Below are 15,851 nucleotides of genomic sequence, written 5' to 3' on the forward strand. Positions count from 1 at the left end.
CGTACGGGTTCTCGCCAGGCTGATAGAAGTTGCCGTCCGAGCCGATGACATTCACGCGGCAATAGGTCGGACGGGCCGTGGCGGCGTCGACGATCCGCAGGCGCACCGTGGAAGACGGCCCAGTTGCAATCGTGGCCGGCTTTCCCGGTCGATCGCTGCCCGGCGGGGTAAAGACGGCGTTTTCTTCCGCGGGCACTACGGGCGCGCGATCGAAATTGCCCAACTGCGCCCAGGCCGGAACGACGCACATGGAGCACGCCAGGCAGAATGTGCCCAGCAACCTGGCCCACCGCGAGAGTATTGCCGGCGTTCGGTTCATCAGGCCGCCTATTTCTCGCCGAGCGCTTGCTTGGCTTTCTTGACCGAGCTGCTCAGCCACGCGAGCTCGATCAAGTTGCGTGATTGCTTCTGCAGGACCTTGAGCGCGTCGAGCCGGGCTTGCCATGCCGGCTGATGCTTGTTGTCGAGCGCCAAGGCTGCGTCGATCAGTCGCAGCGCGACAACGGCCTGCCCCGAGGCGATCAATTCCTGCGCCCGGGTGACGATCTTGTCCGGACCGCCGGCGAGCCGGGCGAGCTCGACGTCGCCGGCCGTGGGAGATTGGTCGTACATGCTGGCCGGGTTCTGGTCGAACCAGCCGACGTAGCCCTCGTAGATGCCGCGCACGCTCCAATCGACCTTGCCGTAGGCTTCGCCGACATCGAGATCGGCAGGGAGCTTGATTTCCTGCATCAGCGTGAAGACGTCCTTGCCGTCGTTCATGCCCTGTACCACCGCGTCGTGCACATAGCGGATCGCAGAGCGATACCGCGTCAAAGCCTGGTGGATCTGTTCCTTCCCCGACCGCGCGGCGCCGTGGCTGGGCAACAGGATTTCGGGTTCCAGGGCGATGATCTGGTCAAGGGCTGCAATGTAATCGAGCGCCCAGCGCGGGCGGGTGCCGCGCAGCGTGTAGATGTTCGGGAACGAGTCGTAGAAGTTGTCGCCGACGAAGGCGGCCTTGTACTTCGGCAACCAGACGAACAAGTGGTCGTAGGTTTCGCCCGGCGCGGCATGCACCTCGAAATCCAAGCCACCCAGCGAGAACTGGTAGTCGCGATCGAACACCACGTCGGGCTCGATGCGGTTCTCCGGGCGATGCGCAAAGGCGTTCAGTGCCTTTTCATCCAGGGCGAACTGGGCCGCGTTGCTGCGAATGAAATAGCCGGCCAAACGCTGCTGGTACTGCCGGAACTCCGGGAACCTTGCCTGCACGAGCAGCTTGGTCTCGGGACCTTTCCATAGCGACACGCCGCCGGTGTGGTCGTCGTGTCCGTGGGTCAGGATCAGGTAACGGACCGGCGCCGAGCTGATCTTTTGCAGCAGTTCGTGGTGCTTGCTGGCCGACAGCGCGCTCGAGGTGTCGATCACGACGTTTCCGTCCGAGGTGACGACCAGAAACGTGTTGCTGAAGCCGGGCGCGTAGTAGATGGCCTCGTTGACCCGGGTGGCCTCCTTCAGCCGGTTGCCGCTCAGGGCAAAGTCGCTCAGACCCAGCGGTAGTTGAGCCCAGGCGTTCCGGGTAGTGAGAACAGCGATGGCGCCAGCCGCGAGCCAAGCGATCGCCCGCCAGCGATGTGCGTTGCCCGACATGATGGATTTTCCTCGCATCGTGGCCAGGTAGCCCCCCCTCGTGCGGCCCCATCATAGCCCTCGGCGCAAGGCTGGGCCAACCTTGCCAACAGCGGTAACCTGAACGCGGACAGTCGCATCGAATCTCCAGCCTCGCTCCATAGGCGAGGCAATCGGCAATCAGGCTCAAGGAGCGCAATCATGGCCCAGGCGATGTTCGGTGCCGGATGTTTCTGGGGAGTCGAAGCGTTGTTTCGCGCAGTGCCCGGCGTGACGAATACCGCGGTGGGTTATTCGGGCGGTCAGACCGAGAACCCGACCTACGAGCAGGTGTGCTCCGACCGGACCGGTCATGCGGAAGTCGTGCACGTCGAATTCGATCCCGATCGCGTTGGATTCGATGAATTGCTGGAGGTGTTCTGGAAGAATCACGACCCGACGACACTCAACCGTCAGGGTCCCGACTTCGGCTCGCAATATCGCTCGGCCGTGTTCTACTACGACGAGCAGCAGCGCGAGGCGGCCGAGGCGTCGAAGGCCCGCTGGCAGGCGTCGGGCGCATACCGCCGACCGATCGTCACCGAGATCAGTCCGGCGCGACCGTTCTACAGGGCCGAGGAATATCATCAGCAGTATCTCGAGAAGCGCGGTAGGACAAGTTGCCATCTCCGCTAAACGAAGGTCATCGGCTAACATAGGCGGCGGGTAAAAGCTCGTGCCTTGCGTCAGGCCGTTATGTCGATTGCGACTGCCGATGCTGCCGTTCACACGCTGACCGCGGAACGAGTGGCCGCTGCGCTGGCCTCGGATCTCGAACACGGGCTGGCCACGGGCGAAGCCCAGGCACGCCTGGCGCGGCACGGCACCAACGAGCTGGCCTCGGCCCCGCCCGACCCGTGGTGGCGCAAGTTGCTCGCGCAGTTCCGCGAGCTGGTGGTGCTGCTGCTGATCGCGGCGGCGATCATCTCCGGCGCCTTGGGCGAGTGGGTCGATACGCTGGCCATCCTGACCATCGTCCTGCTCAACGGGCTGCTGGGGTTCTTTCAAGAGGCGCGCGCCGAACGTGCGCTGAGCGCCCTGCAAAAACTCTCGTCGCCTGTGGCCAAGGTCGTTCGCGATGGACGCTTGCAGACCGTGGCTGCACGCGAACTGGTGCCGGGCGACCGCGTGGAGCTCGAAGCCGGCGACTACGTACCGGCCGATGTCCGGTTGCTGGTCGCCTACGGGCTGCGCATTCAAGAAGCTGCCTTGACGGGCGAATCGGTGCCCGTCGACAAGGAACCCTCGGCCGTCCTGGCGCCTCAGACCCCGCTCGGCGACAGGCGCAACATGGCATACCTGGGCACCGTCGTCGCCGCCGGCAAGGCCAGCGCGCTGGTCGCCACGACCGGTATGCAAACCGAGCTCGGGCAGATCGCCGGGCTGCTCGCACGCCAGGAGCGCGAGCTGACGCCGCTGCAGCGCCGACTGGAAGAGCTCGGCAAAGTGCTGCTGGCCGTCTGCGTCACCATCGTGGTCGTGATTTTCGGGCTCAGAATGCTGCGTGGCGGCGAGTTTACCGAGGTCTTCTTGATGGCCGTCAGCCTGGCCGTGGCTGCGGTGCCCGAAGGTCTGCCGGCCGTCGTGACGATGGCTCTGGCGATCGGGCTGCAACGCATGGTCAAGCGCAACGCGCTGGTCCGCAAATTGCCCAGTGTCGAAACGCTCGGTTCCGTGACGGTCATTTGCAGCGACAAGACAGGCACGCTGACGCGCAACGAGATGACCGTCCGCGCGGTCTTCGCCGCGGGCAGGCAATTCTCGGTGACCGGCACCGGCTACGTCGTGCAGGGTGAGTTTCTGCTCGCGCCGCCGCAGGCCGGCTCGGAAGAACCGATCGACGCGGCCCAGGACGACGACTTGCGCCGCGTTCTGCGAATCGGCGCCTTGTGCAACAGCGCGGCCCTGAACCCGGTCGAGAATCTGCCTGCCGCGCGGACGATCACCGGCGATCCGACCGAGGCGGCGCTGCTGATCGTGGCTGAAAAAGCCGGGCTGAGCGATCCGCGGCCCGGCGCGCGGATCCTCGTCGAGGTGCCCTTTGACTCCCAGCGCAAATTGATGTCGGTGGTCGCCGAACAGGAAGGTCGCACGGCGCTCTTCTGCAAAGGTGCGCCCGAGATCGTGTTGGCACGCTGCACACGAACCTGGCTCGGCGGCCGGGTCGAACCGCTCGACCCGCCGCTGCGCGAGCAGATCCTGGCCGAGATCGCCCGCCTCGCCGCGCAGTCGCTGCGCGTGCTGGCAATGGCGACGCGCGACGAAATCGTGGTGCCCCTGGCCGACGACGCGGAACAGGACCTGGTCTTCGCGGGCCTGGTCGGCATGATCGATCCGCCGCGCGACGAGGCCCGTGCGGCGGTGGCCAAGTGTCACGCCGCGGGCATCCGGCCGGTGATGATCACCGGTGACCATCCGGAGACGGCGGCGGCAATTGCGCGGGAGCTGCACCTGTCCGGCGAGCATGAAAAGTTCCCGGTGTTGACCGGCGTGGCGCTCGATGAATTGAGCGACGAACAATTGCGCGAGGCGGCCAAAGACGCGGTGGTGTATGCGCGCGTGTCGGCCGAGCACAAACTCCGCGTCGTGCAGGCCCTGAAGCAGCGGGGCGAAGTCGTCGCGATGACCGGCGACGGTGTGAACGACGCCCCCGCGGTCAAGGCCGCCGACATCGGCATCGCCATGGGGATCACCGGCACCGATGTGACCAAGGAAGCCGCGGACATGGTCCTGGTCGACGACAATTTTGCCTCGATCGTGAGCGCGGTCGAAGAGGGCCGCGGGATCTTCGACAACATCGTCAAGTTCGTCAACTATCTGTTGGCCTGCAACACTTCCGAGGTGTTGTTCATGTTTGTCGCAGCGCTGCTCGATTGGCCTACGCCGCTGACGGCCGTGCAGTTGCTCTGGATCAACCTCGTCACCGATGGCCTGCCTGCCCTGGCCTTGGCCATGGAGCCGCCGGAACGCGATGCCATGCGGCGTCCGCCGCGGCCGGCGAACGAAGGCGTCATTACCCGGAAGCGGGCCGTGCAGCTCGGCTTGCAAGGCTCGCTGATGGCACTCGTGGCCGGCGTGGGTTTCTTTCTCACCTACGATGGCGATCCGCAGAATCTGCCCGCCGCGCGTACCGTCGCTTTTGCGACGATGGCGTTCACCCAGTTGAGCTTTTCATTCTCGTGCCGCAGCCAACAGCTCACGCTGCCGGAGTTGGGCGCCTTCAGCAACCTCTATCTCGTCGGCGCGATTCTATTCTCGGCGCTGCTGCAACTGAGCGTGTTGTATCTGCCGGGCGTACAAGGTGTGTTCGATTGTCTCCGCCCGACGGTGAATCAATTGGCACTGGCGATGGTGCTGGCGCTGATCCCGGTAACCGTGGTAGAAGTCGCCAAGATTGCCCGGGGGTGGCCGATGCCGTTTACACCCTGACGCACGGCGCGTTGTGCCTCGTGGGCGGCGCAATCGAGCCAGCTCAAAGAACTTGATCACGGTTCCGGCCGAGGCCGGCGCTATTGCTGTGCGTTGTCTGCGGCATAGGGCGTGCCGGCCAGCATGCGCGCATTCGTCTCGGGCACGGGCGGCAGCTTGGTGCCCGAGGGGACTTGGGCGTGCTGTGCTTTGTGCTCGCATTCGGCGCAGAGGTCTTCGACCACCCACTTGTAGCTGGGGATTTTCTTCGTCTCGACCTTTTTCATCAGTTTGGTCTTGGTGTGCACTGTCGCGCAGCCGGGAATCCACTCGCGCCAGACGAACTTCTTGGGTTTCGAACACACCTCGGGGTCGGCGTCCTGGTCGCAGTTCTGGCAAACCTCTTCGCAATACTTGCAGTCCAGCTTGCTGCATCCAGGGATGCAAAAGTCCTCACATTTGCTGCCCCAGCAGATGACGTCGACCTTTTTCTCTTCGCACACCAGGCGGCAGACCTTGTTGCACGCTGCGGCGCGTCCGCAGTGAGCGCAGCAGCCGTGGCCGGCCTGCAACCGGTCGGAGACATAGCTCACGAGGCACAGCGTCAGCAACACGCAGAAGGTTCGCTCGAGTCGCATGGGTTGAAGTCCTCGTCGCATCGGCGTTACCAGTTCCAGTCGAAACGCATGGCAAGGATGTCCGACGTGGTGGCGCCGAAAATCGCCTCGCTGCTGGTGATCGGGTGGATATAGTCGAACATCACCCGCGTGCGATCGCTCCAATACCAGTTGAAGCCGACGGTGAAGTCGTTGTATTGGCCGCGATCGACCTGCGTCAGTTCGAGCCACGACCAGCGCGCCTTGGCTTCCCAGGCACCGAAGCCCGCAGCTCCGGGTACCCAGAACACGTTGCTGAAAGGGACATTGCGGGCGAACTGTGCCCCGTGCTGTCCGAATCGCTCGTAGATGCGATTTTCGCCGGTCAAGAAGTAGCTGAGATGGGCATACGAACCGAAAAAGCTGACCGGCGCGGCGTCCAGGCGATTGACGCTCGTGGCGAACAACTCGCTTTGCACCGTCACCGGGCCCATCACCGAAGCCAGCTCGACGTTGCCCGTCACATAGTCGTTGGCATTGATGATCAGGCTGTCGATGATCCGCGGGCCTTCGTGAATCTGCGGGCGACTGCGAAAGCGCACACGGTCGTCCTGATCGTCAGTGTAGAGAATACCCGCGCCCGTATGAACCAGGTAGCGGCCGTTCGAAGGCTCGTCGTAGTAGGGCAGCCAGGTGGCACGGCCGACGACCCGATAGCCCTGGTTGTTGTCGATCCGTTCTTTGAGCGCCTCGCTGATACTGTCGATGAAGATCCCGTAGCTCCAGGTGAGATTCAGGTCGTCGGTGTGATTGTAGGACGCGATGCCGACTTCACGGTCGGGCGTGAACACGCCCTGGGTAGGAATCGAGCGTTCCATAAACACGCCGTTGGTGTCGTTGGTTACCTGCTCGAGGCTGATCGGCACGAAGAAGTTGCCGATGCGCGCCCGCCCGAACCAGGGCAGCTCGTTGATCGAGAAATAGGCGTCTTTGACCTCGGGCGTCGTCACGCCCGGCGTCTCACCGACGGCCTCGGGCTCGAGGGTCATCTGCAAGCGAAAGTCGTAGACGCCGTAGCCTGTGCCTTCGGCCACCAAGCGCAGCCGGCGAAATTCGAAGTAGTTCTGGGCGTTCGGAATCGTCGGAGCCGCATCGGCCCAGTTGATGTAGTCGAGCTGAACGTGGCCGCCGATCTTGATGGTCCATTTGTCGGTTGACATGTCCTGCCAACCGGCCGTGTCCTTGGCGGCCTTGTCGTCTTTCTTCTCGTCCGGCTTTTTCGCGGCCTCTTGCTTACCCGCCTCGGCCGGCTGGTCTGTGGGCATGGCGCTGCGCGGGGCTGCATTTCGCGCGGCCGCATCCTGCTCGAGCTTTTCCAGTCGCTTCAACAGGGCGTTGTAGTCGGCCGCGGTCGGCGCGGGGGCTGGGACCGTTTCCGGCGCATAGACCGCGTACGTCGCTGCTGCCGGAGCCGGTCGCGGCGGCAGCGGAGCGTAATAAGTCGCACCTGGCGCGGCCGCAATCGTGGGGTGCGGCGGCGCAGAGGCAAGCGGCGCGAAGGCCGGGCCGTTCACGGCAGGCAACGACTGCGCAGCAATGGGTTTCGTCGCATGGGGCGAAGGAAGCTGCGCGGCCAGAGAGGCAGCCAGCATGTAGACCAGTGCGCCGTTGGTCATGGGCCTGCTCATTCACTCGGCATGCGGGTATCCGCTCGACCGAGGACACGAAAGCGAACCAGGCCTCCTATGCGAATAGGTCGGCTGCCATGCGTTACTGCTACTCTCGTCCTGCGCGACGTTGCGGCTTGATCGATCTTGGCGCGCGCTGCAACGAATCGGCGCAAGAGAACGCCAGCAGCGCAGGGGCTGCTGGCGTTGTGGCGAATGGCTCGATTGCTGTCGCTGCGCGGCTGGCGTCCGCGCCCTCCTAGCGCTAAGGCCGTGCGCCTTCAGGCAGCAGCAACTCGTTCTGCTTCGTGGCCACGACCTCCGGCGGCGTGCCCGAGTTCCAAGTGGCGGGTACCTGCTTGTCGCCTTGGTACTGCGCGACCATGGGCTCCCAGACGACGTCGACCTTGTCGGTGAACAAATCACCGATCAGCAGGTCGGTGATTTTTCCGCGGAGATGCGGGTTGGCTTTGACGAAGTTGCCGAAGCTGAAACCGTCATAGTATTCGCACACGAGACGGCGCATGCGGTCGATGCCTTCGTTCAAGCCCGCGGCCCATTTGCCGAGCTGCGCCCCGGACAAATCGCCGATCTTCAGCCCCTCGACGATCGCATCGGCGGCCATCTCGCCCGATTTCATCGCCAGCAGCACGCCTGACGAATACAGCGGGTCGAGAAAGCCGAACGCGTCGCCGACCACCACCCAGCCGTCGCCTGCGGCCTGCGTGCAGCGATAGGAGTAGTCGCGCGTGGCGAAATAGCCGGTGATCCGCTGGGCCGAGGCCACGCGTTCTTGCACGGCGGGACAACGCTCGACTTCTTCGGTGTAGGTCTGCTCGTGGCTGCCGCGCCCTTTGAACAGGTAGTCGAACGGCGCCACGACGCCGACGCTCACACGATTGTTGTGCAGGGGGATGTACCAGAACCAGCCCAGACGATTGGCCGTTTGCAGGACGATCGTTGCCCCCTCGTCGCGTCCGGTGTCGCGGTAGGCGCCTTCCCAGTAGGTCCAGATCGCGCCCTTGTTGAGCACGGGGTCCCAAATGCGCAGTTTGAGCTTGTTCATCAGCAGTCCGCTCTGGCCGCTGGCGTCGACCACGACCTTGGCCCGGACCTCGCGCTGCGTGCCGTCTTCATCCTGGAGCTTGACACCGACCGTGCGGTTGCCCTCCTGGAGCACATCCAGCACGCGGACGCCTTCATGCGCCTCGACGCCGTGCTCGCGGGCATTCTCCAGCATCATCTGGTCGAACTCGCTGCGCACGACCTGCCAGGTCTGCGAACACTCGTGGGGCTTGTTGTCCCAGAAATAGAACGGCGCCGAGTGTTTGCCGTTGGCGCTGACGAACTGCACGCTGTGCTTCTGCACGAAGCAGCTCGCCTTCATCTTGGGCAGCATGTTGAGTCGCTGCAGCACCCAGTAGGTTTCCGGAATCAGCGACTCGCCGATGTGAAACCGGGGGAAACGCTCGCGCTCGAACAACTGCACACGGTGACCGGCCTGGGCAATCAAGGTCGAAGCGGTCGAACCGGCCGGCCCGCCGCCAATGACAATCACGTCGGTTTCGCTCGGAATGGAACGAGTGCTTTTGATCATGGCTACGTCCTCGAGATTGAAGCTGCCTTGCACGGCAGGGTTACTTCCAGGGGCTGTCCAGTGATTCGTGCGGGGCCCGCGCCGCTCGCAACAATCCGGCCAATTCGCCGAGCTGCGCGGGCTGCAGATGGCCCAACTGCCGGGCGTGGCACGCGGCCAGCGGCTCGGCAATCTGCGCGAGCAACGCCACGCCCGATTCGGTGATTCGCACCTCGACGACGCGACGATTCGTCAGCAGGCGATCCCGCGCGATCCAGCCGCGCTGTTCGAGTCGATCGACGATCCGGGTGATGTCCGGTGCCCGAGAGACGAGCCGCGCGGCCAATTGCAGGGTCGGCATCCCCAGGGGCCGATGTGCCGCGAGCAGCCGCAACACGTTGTATTGCTGGGCTGTCAGCTCGAATTGGGCGAACAGTTCGTCCTCCAACGCGCGTAGGCGGTCGTACGTCCGCCACAGATTCAGGTAGACCTCCTGCTCCGGGGAGTCGAAGGAGGCGGCGCGCCGGAGGTCGACAGGCTGAGTGGGCATGGAGGCAAGATAGTCGTCTGAACAACTATTGTCCAGACTTTTGATACAACCCTATTGGGTGGTTTGTGCTGTCCGATTGCCTAACCGACTTCCAACGCCTTTTTTGCACTCGCCGGATCAGGAACGAACAGTGACGCGCTATCTTCCGCCCTCATTCGCAGGCGGCCAAGTCGGCCGTCGCAGATGAGGCATTTGGGAGAGAACGCTCGTGAGTAAGAACCGACTGATTGGCACTTTGATCTTGGCGGCCTTGGCGACGAAGCCGCAAGCGGCCTTCGCTACGCCCCTGAGCTACACGGGGGGCACCGTGTCGCAAGATTTCAATGGTCTTCCGACCAATGTCACGAATCCTGTGCAGACGATTACCGGTCGCGGTCCGCACGAATTCAGCGCCGTCACTGGCGCCTCTGGCCTGGACGGCTGGCAGTTTGCTAACCCGAGCGGCACCAGCAGCAGCACCGAATTTCGCTCGCACGACGGCAGTCAGGCCGGAAACACGGGCCGCGGCTCGATCAGCTTCGGCACCAACGGCAGCACCGATCGTGCCCTGGGCGCGTTGGCCACGAGCAATCAGATTCCGGTGTTCGGCCTCGTACTCGTGAACAATTCGCTCGTCACCTACGACAGCGTTTCGCTGGCGTACACGGGTGAGCAATGGCGCCGCGGCAACGTCGCTTCGCCTAACAAGCTGTTCTTCGCCTATGCCGTGGGTGGGGCGAGCATCTCCTCGGGAACATTTACCGGCGTGGCCGCGCTCGACGTCACCGCGCCCAACGCGCAAGCCGCTCCGACCGAGGTTGCCCTGAACGGCAATCTGGCGACGAACCAGGTCTCGCTCAGCGCGACGCTCACCAACCTGAACTGGGCGCCGGGCCAGCAATTGGTTCTGCGCTGGACGGCACAGGATCAGTCAGGACAGGACGATGGCATCGGCATCGACAATCTGTCGTTCGCCGCGCATCCGGTACCGGAGCCGGCGTCGATGGCGCTGGCCATGAGCGGGGCAGTGGCGCTCGTGGGATTGGCCCTGCGCCGGCGCCTTCGCGTTCAAGCCTGACGGTACGCTTCCACCACCAGCCCGCGGCCCAGGGAGCGAACAGTTCCTTGGGCCGCGGTCGTCTGGCAGGCACAAGCTGCGATGCAGACCGCCTCGCTCACCATTCGATGACGACGACACAGCGCTGGTCGCCGCGGAGAATCGTGAACTCGGCCGTGGTCTCGGCGCGCAGCCGCGCGAGCAGTCGGTGGATGTCGTCCACGCTGCTCACGAAGCGATCGTTGATCTCGACGATCAGATCGCCGACATGCAGTCCCGCTCGCGCGGCCGCACTGCCCGACTGGACCTCGACGATCTCGACGACCTGGTCGCTCAACAGGTCGAACTCGCGCACCGCGGAGCGGGGCAGCCGGCGCGCGGTGGCCGCCACGCCCAGTGTTCGCCGGCGAACCTGACCGTGCCCCAGAATCTCGCTGGCCACCCATTGAGCCGTATTGCCCGGCACGGCGAATCCCAAGCCTTGGGCGTGGGCGATGATCGCCGTGTTCACGCCGACGACGCGGCCGCGCGAATCGACGAGCGGGCCACCCGAATTGCCCGGATTGATCGGCGCGGCATGTTGAATGACGTTCTCGATCAGGCGGCCGTCGCGACCGCGCATGCTGCGCCCCAGGGCACTGACGACTCCGGTCGAAACCGTGGCATGCAACCCCAGGGGGCTGCCCATGGCGATCACCAATTGTCCGACGCGCAACGCGTCCGAATCGCCGATCGGGGCAAAAGCCAGGTCGCGCGACGCGAGCCTGACCAGCGCCAGATCGGTCGCCGGGTCGTCGCCAATGACGGCGACGTCGACGCGATCTCCCTCGTCGGTCATCGCCACCAGCCGCGTGCGCCCGGCCACGACGTGGCTGTTGGTCAAGGCGTAGCCGTCGGGTGTGATCAGGAATCCCGAGCCCGACCCCTGCGGGCGATCGTCGGGATGACCGGCGATGCTGAAGACCGCCGGCGACGCGCTTTCGACCACTTGAATCACGGCCCGCGAGTAGGCGTCGAGTAAGCTGGCATCCGGGGGCGGTGCAGGCGAATCTGCCGAACGAGCCTCGCCTCCCGACGAATCATGTGAAAGCAACCACGGACGAATCACAGGTTCCATCGTGCGTTCCTCGCGGCCAGGCCGCGGCCAAAGACCCATTCCCCAGGAGAGAACGATCCCCCTTGGGAATTGTCCGCCGGCGGTCAAGCGCAAGGTGATTTCACGGGGCGGCGGCCAGCGGCAACTCGAAGCAGGCCATTTCGAGATGGTTGCGCACCAGCAGCAAGTTGCCGGCCAGCGCAGGAGCGTTCCAATTCTTCGGGCCCGACAGCGCGGTAAAGCGACCCAGCTCTTCCAGCTTCTGGGGGTTGATCCGCACCAGCACGACGTCGCCTGCTTCGGCCTGAATGATCAGCAGGTCATCGCGACGCAACATCTGACCGTGGCCGTATCTCCCACCTTTCCAGACGCGTTTGCCGGTCGTGGCATCCATGCAGGCGAGAATGCCGTCGTCGAGTCCATAGACGTGTTGGCCCACGAGCACGGGCGAGCAGAATTTGCACTCGAGCGCCTTGCTCTTCCAAACTTCGGTCGCCTTCCAGACTCCTCCAGAGTTGGCCACTTCGACCAGCGCCGCGCCGTGTCCGTAGCCGGCCGAGATCAACACGCGGTTTTCGCCCACCAGCAGCGGCTGGGCGACGTTGATATTCTGAAAGGTCTCGAACGGGTACCGCCACAGTTCCTGGGCCGTTTGGCGATCGAAGCCTGCGAGCCCGGGACCATCGAGCAGCACGATTTGTTCGGTGCCTGCCACACGGGACAGTTGCGGCGAACAATAGGCCGCGGCACCGTCTCCCCCTGCGGCGACGCGCTGACCGGTACGCTTGTCGTAGGCCGCAACGGCATGCCCCGACGCTCCACCGGGATTGACCCAGACCCGGTCGCCATCGATCAGCGGAGACCCCGACATGCCCCAGGTGATGTTCTTGGCGCCGTTGTCGGCGAGGATGTCGACTTCCCAGAGCTGCTTGCCGTCGGCCAGTTGCAGGCACGCCAGATTGCCCGTCGCGCCCAGGGTATAGACCCGGTCATCGTCGATCGTCGGCGTGGCCCGAGGTCCGTCTCCGCCGAGCGATTCTTGGAAGAAGGCCTGGTGCGTGCGTTGCCAGATTTCGCTCCCCGTGCGCAGCTCGCAGGCAAAGGTCACTTCGTCCTCGCCGCGCTGTTCGATCGCCACGGCGAGCCCCTGAGCGGTCGAGAAGGCCGCATAACCCAGGCCTGCTTCCCGCCGCCACAGTTCGCGCGGCGGATGTGCCTGCCAATCGGTTTCGAGCTTGGGGCCCGGAACCTCGCTATCTCGTTTGCTCCCAAGGAATCCCGGGCAAGACGGCGCGCTCGGATCGAGTGGAAATGCCTCGCCAGAAGCACTGGGCGTTTTCGATAACTCGCCGGGGACGCGGTCCCAAGCGAAGTAGACGATCAATTGATTGTCGCCGCTGACTTCCACCTTGCGAACTGCGAGCCAGGTAGCCAAACCAAGGATGCCCAGGGCACCTAGCACGCCCATCTTGGTTGACCAAAGCACCTGCCTGGTGAACAGCAGCCACACCAGGAGCAAGATGCCTCCCAGCGAGGGCAGATAGCGGGTGAGCGTAACGGTTCCTGCGCGGCCGTATTGCGGCAGCAGGGCGACCTGAGAGTTTAGGATCATCAAGGCTGCCGTCAGGCCGACAATCAACAGAGGTATCAGCCAACGTCGCCGGGGTCGCGCGGCAGGCGGCTCGCCAGACTCGGGCGCGGATTCGTGTTCGGTCGACATTTCAGGAAGCCTCGTGAATGGAGATGACAATGCCTGGGTGCCGCGCGACCACAATTTAGCGAAGTGCAGGTCAGGCGCCAGCCATCTGTCGCCGCGGCAAGGGGGCAGGGGCGAACCCTGGGGGACTATTCTGCGTCTTGCACTGCATCTTTGAATCTCCGCCGTGGAGAAATCGTCGCACGGTTCCAGCTCGTTTGAGGATTGGCTTGCCATGAGCGAGGACACGATTGCCGAACAGCCTGTTCATTTGACAAGCGAGCAACTCGAGGCAGGCCTGGCAGCGGTCCTCGGCTCACCCTCGGATGGTGGACTCGTGCGGAAAATCGTGCGCCGCCCTCGCACGAACGAACGCGAGGTGCTCCTCACCGGTCAGCTCGACGTCACGCAAGGACTCGTGGGCGACGCGTGGTCGGAGTCGAAGGCCCATGTCGACACGCAAGTGACGCTGATGAACGCCCGCGCGGCGGAGTTGATTTGCGTGACCTCGGACCGCTGGGCGCTGGCCGGCGATCAACTGTTCGTCGACCTCGAACTGAGCGCCGCGAATCTGCCACCGGGCACGCGGTTGAGCATCGGCGAGGCGACGATCGTCATCACGGCGGTCCCACACAACGGTTGCCGCAAGTTCTCACAGCGCTTTGGCACGGCGGCGCTGGCGTTCGTGAATTCGGTCCAAGGCAAACGGCTGCATTTGCGCGGCGTTTATGCCCGGGTGCTCGAGGGCGGCACCGTGCGGGTAGGCGATGCGATCCACAAGCTGGCCGACTGAGGGCCTGCCGGGTTCTTGACGCGTGTCGCGGGTCTGCGATTTGCCGCGCAGCGGCGGCTGGAGTACAAACGGCGGCGGTCGTTGACCATCTACGTTGCCACTCTGCTGCCGGATTCCGCACCATGAATCGCTCGAAGCCCGTTGCCTGTGTCGCCCTGATCCTGACGTGTGTGGTTGGCGTCGCCTTGGCGGCCGAGCCCGAATTGCCCCGGGCCACGATCGACGGCACCGGCCTGGGCTGGAGGGAATTGGGCGAGGCAGATTTCGTGAACGTCAACTGTAACCCGGACACCTGGAAATGGGACGAGCAGGGAGCCCATTGCACCGGGCAGCCGGTCGGGGTGATCCGATCGCAAAAGACGTTCACCAATTTTGAGCTCGTCGTCGAGTGGCGACACTTGCGCGAAGCGGGCAATTCAGGCGTCTTTGTCTGGGTGCCCGAGACTTCGTTGGCCCCACTCAAACCGGGCCAGTTACCGCACGGCATCGAGGTCCAGGTGCTCGATCACGGCTACAAGACGCGCTATGAGAAAGACTCGGGCAAGAAGGCCGACTGGTTTACGACCAACGGCGACGTCTTTTCCGTGGGCACGTCGAAGATGACGCCCTTTCCGCCGGTCGCCCCCGACGGTCGCCGCAGCTTTCCCCGCAAGGAGCTCAGCCGCGGCGTCAACGAGTGGAACCACTACTACGTCCGGGCGATCAACGGCGAAGTCCGATTGTGGGTCAACGGCGAGGAGGTCTCGGGAGGCACCGGCTGCGATCCGCACACCGGTTACCTGTGTCTCGAGTCCGAAGGGTCGCCGATCGATTTCCGCAACCTGCGGATTCGCGAGCTGCCCTGATCGCCGGCCGGGCCGGTGTACGTCAGGCCGCGACGTAGCCGGCGACTGCCAGATAGTGGCACGCGCTGCCGCCCATCACGAACAAGTGCCAGATGGCATGGGTGTAGGGCTTCTTATCCTGCACGAAGAAGTAGACCCCCACGGTATAGCTCACGCCGCCAGCCACGAGCCACATCAAGGCTCCACTGGGCAGCAGCGTGACAACGGGCTTGGCCGCCGCCAAGACGATCCAGCCCAAGCCAACATAGGTGATCGTCGACAGGCGATGCGAGCAGCTCCCGAGAATCTTCGCGGCAATGCCGACCGCCGCGAGGCACCAGATGACCGCCAACAGTGACCAGCCCCAAGGGCCACGGAGGAAGGTGATCAGGAACGGCGTGTAAGTCCCGGCGATCAGCAGGTAGATGCAGGCGTGGTCACCGATCCGCAACTTTTCCTTGGTGATCTCATCGGCGACGCTGTGATACAGCGTCGAGGCGGCATACAGCATGACCATCGTCGTGGCGAACACGGCGCAGCCGATCATCTGGAAGACGTCGCCCGTGCTCGTGACCGAGGCGATCAACTGCCAGCCGGCTGCAAAGGCGGCAACCAGCCCGACGCCGTGCGTAACGCTGTTGGCCGTTTCTTCGTCGAGCGTCGAGGGCAGGGGGCGTGCCGCCACTTCGTCGCGGTGGGACATCCGCGAACGCACCTCGGCCACCAGCGCCTCGCGGGCATGTCGAAATCGGTCGTTCGTCCCGATCGGGGGAACCGTATCGGTCAACCAGGAACCAGCGGTCGAATCTGCGGCAAAGGCCAGGGCGCTTGAATGACTCAACATGGCTGTGTCTTTCGTCGGGCAGGTGCCCGACGCGCGGGTTTGCGCCGGGCCTGCAGGTTCGTTGTCTGAATGCACAGCGCAGTCCTTCAAGCACTTGTAACAGCCACGTCAGGCT

14 protein-coding genes are annotated in these 15,851 nt (G+C 64.2%); 5 read left to right on the forward strand and 9 right to left on the reverse strand.

Annotated features, from left to right (window positions below; genetic code table 11):
* Both K1X74_21695 and K1X74_21700 read right to left on the reverse strand, forming a co-directional pair.
* On the reverse strand, nucleotides 1–250 hold a 250-nt coding region (locus tag K1X74_21695), incomplete at its 3' end, for a hypothetical protein (GenBank protein ID MBX7168965.1).
* Nucleotides 251–327: 77 nt separating this feature from the next.
* Nucleotides 328–1,632: an MBL fold metallo-hydrolase gene (locus K1X74_21700; GenBank protein MBX7168966.1), complete on the reverse strand. Its 1,305-nt coding sequence runs from the start codon at nucleotides 1,630–1,632 to the stop codon at nucleotides 328–330.
* Nucleotides 1,633–1,812: 180 nt separating this feature from the next.
* Here K1X74_21700 and msrA point away from each other — a divergent pair, with 180 nt between their 5' ends.
* Nucleotides 1,813–2,286, forward strand: a complete 474-nt coding sequence (gene msrA / locus K1X74_21705; GenBank protein ID MBX7168967.1) for a peptide-methionine (S)-S-oxide reductase MsrA — start codon at nucleotides 1,813–1,815, stop codon at nucleotides 2,284–2,286.
* A 60-nt stretch (nucleotides 2,287–2,346) separates the two neighbouring features.
* Entirely contained in the window at nucleotides 2,347–5,079 is a 2,733-nt protein-coding gene (locus K1X74_21710; protein MBX7168968.1) for a cation-translocating P-type ATPase, read from the forward strand.
* Between the two features lie 80 nt (nucleotides 5,080–5,159).
* Here the strand turns inward: K1X74_21710 and K1X74_21715 are convergent, their stop codons facing one another.
* The 4 genes from K1X74_21715 to K1X74_21730 form a co-directional block, all read right to left on the reverse strand.
* Complete coding sequence (locus tag K1X74_21715; GenBank protein ID MBX7168969.1) at nucleotides 5,160–5,696, reverse strand: hypothetical protein; 537 nt, start codon at nucleotides 5,694–5,696, stop codon at nucleotides 5,160–5,162.
* Between the two features lie 26 nt (nucleotides 5,697–5,722).
* Nucleotides 5,723–7,330, reverse strand: coding sequence for a hypothetical protein (locus tag K1X74_21720; GenBank protein MBX7168970.1), 1,608 nt, complete (start codon nucleotides 7,328–7,330; stop codon nucleotides 5,723–5,725).
* 256 nt (nucleotides 7,331–7,586) lie between these two features.
* Nucleotides 7,587–8,918, reverse strand: a complete 1,332-nt coding sequence (locus K1X74_21725; protein MBX7168971.1) for a tryptophan 7-halogenase — start codon at nucleotides 8,916–8,918, stop codon at nucleotides 7,587–7,589.
* A gap of 40 nt (nucleotides 8,919–8,958) precedes the next feature.
* Nucleotides 8,959–9,447: a MarR family transcriptional regulator gene (locus K1X74_21730; protein ID MBX7168972.1), complete on the reverse strand. Its 489-nt coding sequence runs from the start codon at nucleotides 9,445–9,447 to the stop codon at nucleotides 8,959–8,961.
* Between the two features lie 208 nt (nucleotides 9,448–9,655).
* Here K1X74_21730 and K1X74_21735 point away from each other — a divergent pair, with 208 nt between their 5' ends.
* Nucleotides 9,656–10,504 (forward strand): PEP-CTERM sorting domain-containing protein, encoded by an 849-nt coding sequence (locus K1X74_21735; GenBank protein MBX7168973.1) that lies wholly within the window; start codon nucleotides 9,656–9,658, stop codon nucleotides 10,502–10,504.
* A gap of 97 nt (nucleotides 10,505–10,601) precedes the next feature.
* Here K1X74_21735 and K1X74_21740 read toward each other — a convergent pair whose 3' ends face one another.
* Nucleotides 10,602–11,600, reverse strand: coding sequence for a trypsin-like peptidase domain-containing protein (locus tag K1X74_21740; protein ID MBX7168974.1), 999 nt, complete (start codon nucleotides 11,598–11,600; stop codon nucleotides 10,602–10,604).
* A gap of 100 nt (nucleotides 11,601–11,700) precedes the next feature.
* Nucleotides 11,701–13,299, reverse strand: a complete 1,599-nt coding sequence (locus K1X74_21745; GenBank protein MBX7168975.1) for a PQQ-like beta-propeller repeat protein — start codon at nucleotides 13,297–13,299, stop codon at nucleotides 11,701–11,703.
* A gap of 211 nt (nucleotides 13,300–13,510) precedes the next feature.
* Between K1X74_21745 and K1X74_21750 the strand changes: the two genes are divergently transcribed.
* Together K1X74_21750 and K1X74_21755 are read left to right on the forward strand one after the other, a co-directional pair.
* Entirely contained in the window at nucleotides 13,511–14,068 is a 558-nt protein-coding gene (locus K1X74_21750) for a hypothetical protein (GenBank protein MBX7168976.1), read from the forward strand.
* Between the two features lie 122 nt (nucleotides 14,069–14,190).
* Nucleotides 14,191–14,913: a DUF1080 domain-containing protein gene (locus tag K1X74_21755; GenBank protein ID MBX7168977.1), complete on the forward strand. Its 723-nt coding sequence runs from the start codon at nucleotides 14,191–14,193 to the stop codon at nucleotides 14,911–14,913.
* Between the two features lie 22 nt (nucleotides 14,914–14,935).
* On the opposite strand, the gene K1X74_21760 is transcribed toward K1X74_21755, so the two are convergent.
* Nucleotides 14,936–15,736: a hemolysin III family protein gene (locus tag K1X74_21760; protein ID MBX7168978.1), complete on the reverse strand. Its 801-nt coding sequence runs from the start codon at nucleotides 15,734–15,736 to the stop codon at nucleotides 14,936–14,938.
* Nucleotides 15,737–15,851 lie beyond the last annotated feature (115 nt).

The organism is Pirellulales bacterium (assembly GCA_019694435.1).
Lineage (GTDB): Bacteria > Planctomycetota > Planctomycetia > Pirellulales > JAEUIK01 > JAIBBZ01.